We start from the raw sequence: 13,069 nt of genomic DNA on the forward strand, positions 1-13,069 counted from the left end.
GGGAGATCATCAACAACAAGGACTTCCGCATCGGACTGTCGTACGCGATCAACCGAAAGGACATCATCAACGCGGTGATGCAGCGGCAGGCCGAACCGTGGCAGATCGCGCCGCGAAAGGAATCCACTTATTACGACGAACAGATGGCGACCCAGTACCTCGACTACGACGTGGACCAGGCGAACGAATACCTGGACAAGGCCTACCCGAAGAAAAGTGCAGACGGGATCCGGCTCGGCCCTGACGGCAAGCCGATCACCTTTCAGGTCGACGTACGCAGCGACATCACCGTCTGGGTCGACACGATGCAGCTTGTCGTCGGCAACTGGAAGGACGTTGGCATCGACGCCAAGGTCAACAGCGTCAGCGCCGAACTGGCCGTGACCCGCGGCGAAGCCAACAGCCATGACGCCGCGGTCTGGCAGGGCGAGGGTGGGCTGGACGCGGTCATCCTGGCCAACCCCTACAACTATCTGCCGACCAACCCGCCGTACTCGTTCTTCGGCGTGCCCTGGTGCACCTGGTACCGCAGCGGCGGCAAGGACGGTGAAGAGCCGCCAAAGGTGATACGAGACCAGCTGGCGATGTACGACCAGCTCAAGGCCGAGCCAGACGTTGACAGGCAGCATCAGCTGATGACGCAGATACTCGCCAGCGTCAGGGACCAGTTCCACGGCATCGGAATCGCCGCACCCACCACGTCCTACGGCATCGTCTCAACCCGAACCCAGAACTTCCCCAAGGACAACGTCATGTCCCACGGCACCGTGTGGGTCTACATGGACCCCGCCCCAACCAACCCGTGCCAATACTTCATCGAAGAGCAATAGGACTGCCTGGTGTCGAGCGGGAATGACCCGCCGCCGGGATAGTCCGGGTTGGAGTGAACACCTCGCCGTTGTCGACGCGGCAGGTGCTGTAATCGATCGGGTCGGTGTTCCAAGCGTGGAACTGGACGGGCTCGGTCGGAATGTACGAGGACTGGGCACGTGCCGGTACCCGGGCGGAGCCCGCTGATCAGAACGCCGGCGGTGCTGACCATCGCGGCCGAGATGAGTAATTGGCACCGAGCGCGGACGGCCGTTGCTTGATGGGATCGGTCGTTGGTATCCCTTCAACCCGCCGAGCGCGCACCATCGGTCGCGCACACGCCGCGAACTCCCGAGGCGACGGGCAGGCGGCGGTGAGGATTCGCAGTGGGGACGTTGAAGGGCTTTCATGGACACAGCTTGAAAGCGTGCGTCGAGTGCATATGAGGGAGGTGCATCGATGGATGCGCGGGCGCTCCGGGACCGGATCCGTGGGCAGATTCGTGGCGCTGAATGGCGTCGAGTTCGTGCGGAGGTCATCGAGCCGCCGGAAGGGCGGCCCGACCAGTGGCGTTATGGCGCCCAGCTACGCGGGATCGTTACCGAGTTCCGCGGCACCGACGATACCCCCGCGCCGGGAAGTCTGCGGCCCGGCTCGGTCCGGGTGGCTGGGCCCGCTGGCGAGCTCGCCATCGGCGAGGACGTCTTTGTCGACCAGGTGTGGGGCGCGGTGACGCGGGCCCCGGAGATGGCCGGCCCGTTCGTGGTCGACTATGACTATGGGCTGCTGCGGGTGGACGCGGTCGTCGATGCGGGTGATGGCCCCGAGGTGATTATTGGCAAGAGCCACCTCAGCAACCCGTTGCCGCCGCCGGTCCCCGCGGCGGCTAAGCACCTGGCAAACCTCTTCCTGCCCTACCACGCCAACCCGGCCGAGGCTGAGCTCCTCCCGGTTAGCCGATCGGCCGGTCTACGCTCACACCCCCAGTCGGCCCGGCTGCCCCGCTGGTCGGAATCGCTGCGCGGCGGCAGCGGCCGGATCACCTGCCTTGGTGACAGTGTGACGGTAGGCTACTCGGCCTCCTCTCCAGCCACCGCCTATCCCGCGCTGCTCGGCCGGATGTTGGCCGCGCACGGGCTGTCGGCCACGGTCACGGCGGTTGCCGTCGGTGGGTCGACGTCGACCCAGTGGCTCGGCCTCGACGACCCAATGCCCGGAACCGATTGGGATCGGGTTGCCACAAGCAAGCCCGACTTGGTCACGGTCGAGTTCGTCAACGACGCGCACCTGTCGATCCCCAGATCGAACGCTCCTACCAGCTACTGCTACGCCAGACCCACGCGTTGGGTGCAGATCTTCTGCTCGTGGAACCGCACTTCAGCCGTCCGGACTGGATGGGGGCGAGCACGATGGACCTGGTCGATGAGCGTCCCTACGTGGGATTCCTCCGGGAGTTCGCGCGGCGGCATGATGTCGCGCTCGCGTCGGTTTCGCCACGCTGGCAGGAGTTGTGGTCGCTGGGGATCCCGTACCTCACCATGCTGCGCAACGGCATCAACCACCCCGACGACCGGGGCCACGCGATCTTCGCCGAGGAGATCGCGGCCGGCCTGGGCGCCGCCCCGGCCGCCACCGGCAGCTAGGACTGGTGAATCCCTTCAAACCATCGGTGCCGAGGTCCCGACAACGGGCAACGAGTTTCGCGACGCCCTGCGGGACGGCTCCAGCCTCACCGGCGTGTGGGTGGACAACGGCAAGGTGGCGACCACCGTGAACGCCGACGCCTATGTGAGGCATCGCGTCGATGTTGCCACCGACCTCATAGCCGATCCTGCCCGAGCTCAAATACCGGCACTGGTCGCGGATCCCAGGGCCCCGCCCGAGCAAGGCGTTCCGCCGCTCGACGACGACGGTGAGCCGCGTTCCGCCGGCTCTGCACATGAGCCTTCTCTTGCTGGACGCGTTGCGAATGCTAACCGAGCAGGATGAAGCCTTGGCCATTTCTGAGACACTCCCGGACTTGAGCAGCCCGGTCGTTGTCCACAGGCCACGCACGGTGGCAGATCACGACCGGTAGTGCACCAGGGCGCTTGCGGTCGCAGTAGATGTGCTGGTCGCGTCCGTGGCAGGCGAGGGCGTTAGCCGCAGCCGCATTCTTGTCATCGGATCTGGGTTCACCCCGCCCTCCGCTTCACGGAAAGCACGCAGCTGTTGACGACCTCGCGAGCTGAGCCTACATTACTGGAGCGCTCCAATCGCGTCACCTGATGGCATGAACATCCCGGACTCGTGAGGGGTCAGACCATGTCAGATCTTGAGTGTGTGCAGTCGCCTCTATCCGTGTCACGTCGCTCCGTCCTGCGGTACGGGGCCGCAGGTGGTCTCGTCGCGGCCTTCGCTGGGATGGTCCCGCCGGGCATCTCTGCAGCTTCACCGCGAGAGGGTCTGAGCCTGGTTCACGGTGGCCGTTCGACGTACGCGGTGCTGGTGGCCAGCGACGAGCCGGCGATGGTACGGCGTGCCGCGCGTGAGCTGGCCGAGTACGCGCGCCGGGTCACCGGCGGGGCGTTCCCGCTCGTCGACGAGGACACGGCACACCCTGGCTTTCCCGACCTGTTGGTTGTCGGCGCCGGCAACTCGTACGCATCGCGCTTCGGCCCTGTCGACACGTCCCAGCTCGGCGACGACGGCTTCGCGGTGCGGACGGCCGGTAAGGACATCCTGATCACCGGCCCCGGGCAGCTCGGCACCCTCCACGGCGCCTACTGGTTCGTCGAGTCCCAGCTCGGCGTCCGGTGGTTCGCCGAGACCTCCGAGACCGTGCCGGAGACGGACGCGGTCGAGATGGACCTCGACGACCTGAACCGCGACTACGTGCCGCGATTCAGGTTCCGCCAGCTCCACTACGGCGAGACGTTCAGCGGCGAGCACCGCCACCACCTGCGACTTAACGGCCGCCGTGACATGTACGAGGTGAAGATGCCGGCGGACCTCAACGTATGGTCCGGGTACTGGCCGGAAGACCGGCCGACCTTCTTCCGCGACCTAGTGACAGACCGCTCCCTTATCTACAACGAGAACCTGCTGTTCATGAGCCCCGCCGCGCGGGAACAGGCGACCGCGACGATCACTCGGCTGATCAACGAGCGCATCGCACGTGGCGAGGACGCCTCCCTCGGCATCATCCAGTGGGACAGCGCCACGTGGCAGGCCGACCCGGACAGCCAGGCGTTCAACGACGCGCACGGCGGGGCACAGGGGGCGGCCATGTTTGACTTCGTCAACGACCTGGCGCGACGGATCCGCCGGGTGATCCCTAACGCCCGACTGGAGACCGAGGCGTACTGGTGGTCGATCAAGCCGCCGGCGGGCATGACGATCGAGGACAACGTGGTGATCACGATGTGCCCGATCATCGCCAACCGCGGGAAGCCCATCATGGATGCGGCAAACCAGCAATGGGGCGACTACCTGCAGGGCTGGTCAAAGATCTGCAAGAACATCGTGCTGTGGGACTACCAGACAATGTTTTCCAGCTACTTGATGCCGTTCCCGCAGTGGTTCGACGGCTTCGAGACGATCCGCCAGGTGGCTCGTATCCCGCAGGTGCAGGGACTGTTCATCCAGGGTGTCTGGAACACCCGGGGCGGCGACATGTCCGCCATGCGCACCTGGGTGCACTCGCGGCTCGCCTGGGATCCGACGCTGGACGTCCGGGCGACCGTGCGGAAGTTCCTCAAGGGCTACTACGGCGCCGCCGCGCCGCACATCGAGGCCTACCTGCAGACGCTGTGGGAGTCCAAGGAGGCGAACGGCGCACTGACCGAGGCTTCCAATTTCATGTCGCCGATCTACAGGCTTGATGTCGTGCGTGCGGCCGACGGCCACCTCGCGGCAGCTGAGGCGGCGGTACGCAAGGACCCCGAGTTGGTCGACCGGGTCGCTGTCGCACGATTCAACCTTGACCACGTGATCTTCATGCGAGCTCAGTCCTACGTCCAAGACCTTCAGCGCGCAGGACAGACCTGGGACATGGACCTGGTGAACCGCAAGGAGCGGGACAAACGAGTACTCTCGCTGTCGGGCATCAGCCGTGTCAACGAGGGGGGCGGCGATGTTGGGAAAGTCGTCGACGGATACAACGTGGATCCGCTCCCTCCAAGCGACGTCCCACCTGGCGAAGTGACCCCGCCGGACTCGGTGAGCGGTCTGCCTGCCGATGAATGGGTCGACTACCAGGAAGAGGTTATCCGCATCGCTGCTCCCTGGATGACCACATTGGTGATTGACGAAATGGCGTCCGATCATCGAGCGCTGCGGATGGATCCCCATGACTCGCAGTGGGGTGTGCAGTTCTGGTTCGATGCTCTACCGCAGGGGTCATCCTGGCGGCTCTTCGTGACCCTCAGAGCCGACACCGGATCGCTGGCCGCAGACACGCCCGTCGTCAACACCGGGATCCACCCGCAGGGCGTCAGCATCACGAAGACAGCCGGCGAGCTGTCCAACGGCGAATATCACGAGATCGAGCTCTCCGGCACCTACACCCACAACCCCGAGCACGTGCTCTACGTCTGGAACCTCTCACAGGTGCCCGGGATCTGGGTCGACCGAGTCTTTGCGATCAAGGCCTGATCACGATGCTCGGCTGGCTTCTTCCACTCCCTCAGCTCGATCGCTACCTCACCGAGCGGCCTTCGACTCCTCGATCCGGTCCGCAACCTGTCCTCTGACGGAAACCGACCACAACCGCGGTCGTCAGCATCGGGCCGCAGATCGTGGGCAAGCGTGTTGACCGACACCCAAAGGGAGGCGCCGAGGTCGTGTGCATCCTCCAGACCCACGACGAGCATGGCCGGCTATACGGGCCGCGTATCAAGCCAGGCGACTTCACCCGTACGGAAACGACGTAAGGAGTAGGAGATGCATACGAAACCGCGCCGTGCGGTAGCTGCGGCGTTGGTCGTCATGGCGGCGACGTGGGGGCTGGCGAACGCTCCTGCCGGCGCCTTGGCGGCCCCCTCCGAGCCCTCGCCGTCCGACGTGTCGTCCTACGCCCCGGAGGGCACGACGAATCTCGCCCCGGATGCCACAGTCACGACCTCGTCGAGCTATGAGATGCCGAGCGAGACGTGGGCCATGTCGTACCTGAATAACGAGGTGGCGGGCTCGGCGGACGGCTGGAGCACCAACCCGTACGAGAAGGTCCAGGATCCGGCGACGCCGGCGTGGGTTCAGTATGACCTCGGAGCCTCGCACCACCTTGGCCGGGTTGTGGTGTTCCCGAGGCAGAAGAGCTTCCCGGCCGACTACCGGATCGAGGTGTCGTCCGACGGTGACGACTACCGGAGCGTCTACACGAGCACCGGTAACGCGGACGATCGCGCCGAGCCGGAAGTGATCGACCTGACCGATGTCGAGGGACGTTACCTGCGGTTGTACGTCACTTTGCGCAACGGAGCCCCGAGCGGGGACGGCTATCTGGTGCAGTTGTCCGAGCTGGCCGTCTTCGGCACTCTTGCCGAGGTGATCCTGTCGATCGACAAGCCCGCCCTGCTGCTGGAGACCGGCGCCGTCGAGCCTTTGTCCTATGACGCGCGGGCCCCGGGCGGGCTACCCGAGGTGGTCTGGTCCTCGTCCGATCCCGGCGTGGCCCAGGTGGACGGGGACGGCACGGTGACCGCCGCCGCGCCGGGCGAGGCTGTGATCACCTTGGCCGCCCCGGATCTCGGCGAGTCGACCTCGATCCCGGTCGAGGTGCGGGACCACGTGGAGCGCATGGGAGACAAGTTCGAGATCTCCGCGTTCTGGCCACCGACGCCCGATCACATCAACGACATCCAGTACAGCTATCTGGGCGACGCCGGTATCGACTCGGTCATGGCGAACGACCTGCACCCGACGAAGGAGATCAACCTGGAGATGGCGCGGCTGGCCCACAAGTACGGCCTGAACGTCACGATCAACGACAGCCGCTTCGGTTCCAACCTCCTGAACCTGACCGACGAGGAGATCCGCGACCTCGTCTCCGAATACACCAACGTGCCAGGCGTGGGCGGGTTCTACATCCTGGACGAGCCGTTCGACCCGGACCCGTACGCGCGGGTGTTCAACGCCATCAAGGACGCCGCGCCCGAATACGACGCCCACCTGAACTTCCTCCCCAGCTCGGTGTACGCATCGGAGGCGGAATACGCGCAGGTGATGCAGGGCTGGCTCGACCTCACCGGTGCCCGCGGCTACCTCATGTACGACCGTTATCCGTTCGGGACGGCGGACAACAGCCTGGACTACACGGGCTTCCTGACGAACATGAACACGGTGCGGAAGGTCGGGCTGGCCAACGGGGTCAAGACGGCGCAGTACCTGCAGGCCGTCGGAATCCCCGGTGGCTTCCGCCGGCCCAACGAGACAGAGATCCGCTACGAGGCGAACATGGCCCTCGCGTACGGCTACAAGGGACTGTCGTACTTCACCTGGTTCACCCCCACGAACCGGAGCCAGACCTTCACCGACGCGATCATCACGGCCGACGGGCAGAAGACCGACCTGTTTGAGCCCGTCAAGCAGCTCAACAGCGAGATCCACGCGCTCGGCCCCACACTCATGCGGCTGGACGCCAAAGAGGTGTACCTCAACGGGCAGACCTTCGGGCAGCAGCCGGTGCCGGAGGACTTCTTTGTGCACTCGCTGTCGGACGAGGACCTGACCTTCTCGTACCTCCGCGACCGCGAGAACGGCCGCAACTACCTGATGGTGGTCAACAACAGCTTCACGCAGGAAAGGGACGTCTCGTTGCGCTTCGACGAGGCGATCGGGTCGCTCGAGGAGATCGACCGGCAGTCCGGCAGGACCGTCGGCGTCGCCCTCGATGACGGTGTGCTCGACCGTCACCTGGACAAGGGCGAGGGTGTCCTGTATGCGCTGCCTGACGGCTACGACTACGAGAACGCCCCGGTGTGGAACGCGTCGAACGAGTACCAGGCCGGCGACCGGGTCAGCCATCTGGGCAAGGTCTACCTCGCCGCGTGGTACAGCAAGAACAAGACGCCGGGCGACCCGTACGGTCCGTGGCAGGAACTCGGCATCACCGAGGACGGCGTCCCGGCCTGGACGGCATCGCGGATCTTCACCGCCGGCGACAGGGTCTCCTACCAGGGCGAGCTCTACGATGCGAAGCGGAGGACCCGTAATCAGAAGCCGGGTGACCCCGATGGTCCGTGGCAGGTGGTGTTGCCGCACTACACGTTCGACGGCGATGTGCAGGGCTGGCAGGCGGGTCAGAACGTGGTCGGGATCGAACAGGTGACCTCGATCGCGAACGGCCCCGGGCACTGTTTCTCGGGTGGCTGCCTTCAGGCGGACACCGCCGCGGTACCGGCGACGACGGTGCGAAGTGTCTACCTCGAACCGGACGAGCCCCTCGACATGTCGGAGGCGTCGGCGTTCTCGCTGGCATTCAACTCCTGGGGTTCCGTCCCCGGCGCGACCGGCTACCAGGTGATCGTGACGCTGACCGGTGCCGATGGCACGACGTTGACCAAGACGCTCCCGACGTCTGCGGACTCCTGGACGACGCTCTCGCTGGACCTGACCGGTTGGGCAGGTGCTTCGGAGGTCAGCCGAATCGAGGTCGGGACCAGCGCGGTCGGCACCGAGTACTCCCCCTGGGACAGCATGTTCCAGATCGACAGCGTGACCTGGCGGTAGCCCGACATCATGAGCGCCGGATGCCGACGAGCCTGTTGTCGACACCGTTGACTCAGTGCCACAACGGCGTCGGGGGCGCGGCCACAGGGCCGCGCCGTGACGGTTCTGGGTGGACTGCCACCAGGATCGGTGCCGGTGCTGTCGGATGACCCGCTACGGATATGGCCGCGGCTGTGCGTGCCTTTCTTCTGACCTGTCTTCGACGAGTGCCGGCACCGGCCTGGCCCACCTTGTTGGCTTGATAAGAAGCCTGGCCGCGCATGGCGTGTGACTCCTCACAGATGTGCCGCTTGGTGACTCCACCCAGGCCGGTGCCGACCGTTGTCCCTATGCCTGGAAGGAGAAACAAGGACCTATGCCCATGTTGGCAGAGGTAGTGGATGCCGTCGTTGGCGGCGACACGCACCGCGATACCCATGCTTTGGAACTAACCGCAGCGAGCGGCGTCACCATCGCCACATTGAGCATCGGCAACGACAACGCCGGTTACGCCGAGGCACTGGCATGGATCGCTGAGAACGCGCCCGGGCCGCGGGTGGTCGTGGCGTTGGAGGGCACCCGACGCTTCGGGATCGGGCTCGCGCGAGCGCTCGCAGCGGCAGGCCTGCCGGTGATCCGGGATATGGCCTGGTGAGGTGGCCGGCCTAGGACACTATCTTAGTTTCGGCCTGGACCTTATATGCAGATGGTTCTCGGTGTAGTTACTTGGCACTGGTAACCCCCTTCGTTGGAGGTCGACGACGATGTCTCGCCACACAGCCCCTCACACCGCCGGTCGATACGCCGTCACGTTGTCCGCGGTGGTCGCGGTCGTGATCGGTCTGTTTCTCCCCATCACGTCGGCTGGGGCGGCGAGTTCACCCCGCCAAAACGGCGACCTGCTGATCGTGAACCACAGTTTCGAAGACGGGCTCACCGGCTGGACGCCCAGCGACGGTCAAGGTGAGCCGCTCAAACCGGGCTGCAGCGACGTCGCCAGGACCGGCACGGCAGGGACGGTAGACGGTGCCATGGCCCTTCAATTGACGGGCCATCCACCGTGCGTCAACGTCGGCATGGTGAGCCGCCCGGTCGACGTCAACGTCGGCTGGGAGTACACCGCATACGCCGATGTCTCCGCCCAGCTGACCAGTTCGCTGGCCATCCGCTGGCTGGATGTCGATGGCAGGGTGATCAGCCGTAGCGTCCTCGACCGTGATCGGCACACCGGTACGATGCGCGTCACCGGAGCCGCACCGGCCGGCTCGACTACCGCCTCGGTAGAGGTTGGCGCCTTGGGGCGAGCGAGCTTTGACCGCGTGCTGTTCACTGCTCGAGCCACGGTGGTCGGCCCGCAGGTCAGCAAGCCGACGACCTACCTGTCCAGCACGGCCGGAGTCGACGAGAACGGAGATCCCGTCGTGTGGGGGGTCGGGTCGGGATCCGCGACCAGCCCGGCGGTGCTGGTCCAGGTCGATCCGTTGACCCAGGACACCGAGCGCGTCATCGAGCTGCCGAACGCCGAGGGCGGCTGGACCGTGAAACAGGCACCGGACGGCACCGTCTACGTCGGCACCTACGGCTCGGCGGCGCTGTGGTCCTACACGCCGGGCGACTCCACCGCGACCCGGATCGGGCCGCCCCCGTTCTCGGGCACCGACGTGTTGTACGCCATTTCCATCGACGAGAACAGCGTCGTGTACGGCGGCATTCACTCCGCTGACGGTGGGGGGATCTGGCGCTTCACCCCCGGTGAAGGATTCGGCATCATCGGCCCTCGTCCACTCTCACCGGGCGATGAATACACCCGATCCGGCGGGTACGACCCCCTCACCCGCTCCGTGATCTACGGCACAGGCACCGGGGCGAACATGATCGCCTGCTCGGTCGACGGTGCCGCCAGCTGCGTGGACCTGATCGGGCTCACCAGCCCTGAGGTACAGACGGGCAACTGGACCTACGGGATGACCGTTGACAACGGCTACGCCTTCGCCTGGATCGGTCCGGGCAACAGCGCGGGCGAGGACTATCTGGTGATCTTCGAGCTCTCGCGCGCGTCCGACGGCACCATCCACGCCAGTGTGTTGGACGAAATCAAGGGCGTGGTCTACAACGGCGCGTCGCAGATCCACGACGGGAAGGTCTACTACAACAAGGCACCGAGCCCGGTCCAGATGTTCTCCTACGACCTCGCCACCGGCACGGAAACCCACATCGAGGCCGCCTCGCCGAGCATCTACGCCCGCAGCTGGGACTTCACTGACCTGCAGGACGAGGCCTGGCCGGGCAGGACCCTGGTCGGGATGTCGTCCAACGGCACGGTCCAGCTGTACAACCCGCAGACGGGTGAGTCCATGACGAAGCGTGCGACCAACCAGCCCGTGGTGTCGATCGGGATCAATTCGATCGTCGGCGGCCCGGATGGCCGGATCTGGTCCAGCGGGTACCTCGTCGGCGGCATTGGTGCCTACATGCCGATGCGTGGCGACCAGCACCAGACCTGGAGTGTGGGTGGCCAGGCCGAGGGGATGACCAGCCATGCCGGGCGGGTCTGGCAGGGCATCTATCCGAGCGGGACGATCCAGTCGCTGGATCCGACGGCCGCGACGCCGACCCCGACCGTCAACTGCACGATCGAGCCGCACCAGAGCCGTCCGTACGGCATGCTCGGTCACGGTGACCGGATCTACTGGGGCACGATGGCCGACTATGGCGAGACCGCCGGCGCGTTCGGCTACTACGACCTGAAGGCCAAGTCCTGTACGACGGTGCCCGGGGTGGGCGACCAGACGGTGGTCACCATCGCTGCGACGGGGTCGAAGGTCTATGCCGGCACCATGATCTACGGTGGGCTCAACTCCACACCGAAGGAGGAGCACGGCACGGTTCTGCGGTACGACGAAAGCACCGGCGAAGCCGAGCGTATCCCGCTGCCGGTCGAGGTCCGCTCGGTGAACGCGGCCGTCGCGTCGTCCGACGGAACGGTGTGGTTCTTCGCCGAGGGCTGGTTGCTCGGGCTCGACTCGTCCACCGACACCTGGACTCACCGGGAGTTGATCTTCCCGGACAAGGCGCCGCGAGAGGGGGCCCGGATCTCGGCGCATTACGCCCAGATGATCATCGTGGACGGCACCGTGTACGGCAATGCCGCGGGCCGCGTGTTCGGGTTCGACCCGGAGGCGATGCTGGCCGGTGATGGCGAGATCGAGGTCGTCTACGACGGCACCGGCGGTGGCCTCACCACCGACGAGTACGGCAACCTCTACACGATCTGGAACGCGACGTCACTGCTACGGCTGGTGGTGTGAGGGACCACCGACGCCGACGCCACCCGATTAACCGCCCGGCGTACCACTCATCGCCGAACACCTCCTGACCTCGACCCAGCAACGGTTCAAGTGCCTAAACCGGTCGCGGGCACTACGTCTGAACGACGTTCGAGGTCGGCTTCCCAGGTGACGTGCCCAATCCATCTCGGGCCGCCGAAACGTCGCCGGAAGCCGAATCGGAAGGCGCCACGCACCCCCGGTGCGGTCTGCTCCTGCTCGCCTTGAGCGACAACGGTCCGCAGATGACGTCAAAGCAGACCCGTAGCTTCATGGCGGCGGTCCGGATCGCTGCAGACGGGCGCGGGGGATCTCGAGGTTTGGTCATTTGGCGGGGCTGACGGTTGAGGGCGGTTCGGCTGCGGTCCCCTGCGGTGTGGCCTCGCGACTGTCCGGGGGTGACCTCGTGTCGTGGGTACCACCATGGAGGAGAGGGGCCGCGTGTTGCCCTGTCCCATATGTGTCCCACGACCGAGGGGATGTGGCGGAAACATGCAGGTCAGACGGTGTGCGGTCGCTGCCCTGTAAATCCGCCAGCTTTGCCAACCCCCGGTTCAGACGCCAGGAGCCCTGGCGCGAGATCCAACTTCAGGAGGCGGCGAGACCGTCGCTTGATTGCAGGCCATTAGGACATCGAGTTGCGCTTCCCCTGTGGGCGCCTTGGCATGCGCGCGGACAGGGCCGCGGCCGCGCGTTGATCGGCTTCCGACGTCCAGGCTGCGTACACCCGGAGGGTCGTCGCTCCTCCCCCGCCGTGGCCGAGCCGACCAGCAACGGTACGGACATCGACCCCGGCCATGATGAGCTCGGTCGCGGAGTAATGCCGCAGCTTGTGCAGTGTGGTCTCGATACCCAGTCGTTTTGCCAACCGCTCGTACCGCTGGGTCACCGAGTCGGGGAGCAGCGGCGTGCCGTTATCGGGGTCGAGCGAGAAGACATACGGGTCGTCCGACCAGTCGAACTCCAGCGCAGCCGCCCGAGCCTTGCACCGCTGGAGATGCTCACGCAGGACTTCAACGGTCTCCGCATCTAGCACGATGCGACGCTGCTGATGAGTCTTGGTGTCCTTCTCGGTGACCTCACCGTTGTCGACGTGCAGCGCCCGACGAAGCGAAAGTACGCCGTTGGTCAAGCCGACATCAGTCCAGCGCAGGGCGCACAGCTCGCCACGCCGTGCGCCAACCGTCATCGCGACCCAGACGAATGCACCCCAGTCCGGATCCCGCTTAAACGCTTCCTCCAAC

The 13,069-nt window shown here is 65.7% G+C and carries 7 protein-coding genes and 1 pseudogene; 7 read left to right on the forward strand and 1 reads right to left on the reverse strand.

Translation table 11 applies throughout. The features are described 5' to 3' along the window. The 7 genes and pseudogenes from ABN028_RS04305 to ABN028_RS04330 all read left to right on the forward strand — a co-directional run. Positions 1-830 (forward strand): ABC transporter substrate-binding protein (locus ABN028_RS04305; RefSeq protein WP_349695699.1); only part of this gene is annotated, 830 nt, incomplete at its 5' end. A 727-nt stretch (positions 831-1,557) separates the two neighbouring features. Further along, positions 1,558-2,103, forward strand: a pseudogene (locus tag ABN028_RS35260) (SGNH/GDSL hydrolase family protein); the annotation flags it as partial. 50 nt (positions 2,104-2,153) lie between these two features. Continuing rightward, entirely contained in the window at positions 2,154-2,453 is a 300-nt protein-coding gene (locus tag ABN028_RS04310) for an SGNH/GDSL hydrolase family protein (protein WP_349695700.1), read from the forward strand. 697 nt (positions 2,454-3,150) lie between these two features. Next, positions 3,151-5,445 (forward strand): DUF4838 domain-containing protein, encoded by a 2,295-nt coding sequence (locus ABN028_RS04315; RefSeq protein WP_349327752.1) that lies wholly within the window; start codon positions 3,151-3,153, stop codon positions 5,443-5,445. Positions 5,446-5,733: 288 nt separating this feature from the next. Next, a complete protein-coding gene (locus ABN028_RS04320; protein ID WP_349695701.1) occupies positions 5,734-8,520 on the forward strand; it encodes a discoidin domain-containing protein in 2,787 nt (928 codons plus the stop codon). Between the two features lie 361 nt (positions 8,521-8,881). Then, the gene (locus tag ABN028_RS04325) at positions 8,882-9,154 is read left to right on the forward strand and encodes a hypothetical protein (protein WP_349327750.1); all 273 of its coding nucleotides are present in this window, start codon (positions 8,882-8,884) and stop codon (positions 9,152-9,154) included. Between the two features lie 109 nt (positions 9,155-9,263). Then, complete coding sequence (locus ABN028_RS04330; RefSeq protein ID WP_349695702.1) at positions 9,264-11,807, forward strand: NHL repeat-containing protein; 2,544 nt, start codon at positions 9,264-9,266, stop codon at positions 11,805-11,807. Between the two features lie 643 nt (positions 11,808-12,450). On the opposite strand, the gene ABN028_RS04335 is transcribed toward ABN028_RS04330, so the two are convergent. Next, the gene (locus ABN028_RS04335) at positions 12,451-13,068 is read right to left on the reverse strand and encodes a site-specific integrase (RefSeq protein WP_349327748.1); all 618 of its coding nucleotides are present in this window, start codon (positions 13,066-13,068) and stop codon (positions 12,451-12,453) included. Position 13,069: the final 1 nt, after the last annotated feature.

Source organism: Actinopolymorpha sp. B17G11 (assembly GCF_040196095.1).
Classification (GTDB): domain Bacteria; phylum Actinomycetota; class Actinomycetes; order Propionibacteriales; family Actinopolymorphaceae; genus Thermasporomyces.

Excerpts from the sequence above, each read along its gene's own strand:
- ABN028_RS04320 (WP_349695701.1), top strand. The coding sequence starts at position 5,734 with ATGCATACGAAACCGCGCCGTGCGGTAGCTGCGGCGTTGGTCGTCATG.
- ABN028_RS04325 (WP_349327750.1), top strand. The coding sequence starts at position 8,882 with ATGTTGGCAGAGGTAGTGGATGCCGTCGTTGGCGGCGACACGCACCGC.
- ABN028_RS04330 (WP_349695702.1), top strand. The coding sequence starts at position 9,264 with ATGTCTCGCCACACAGCCCCTCACACCGCCGGTCGATACGCCGTCACG.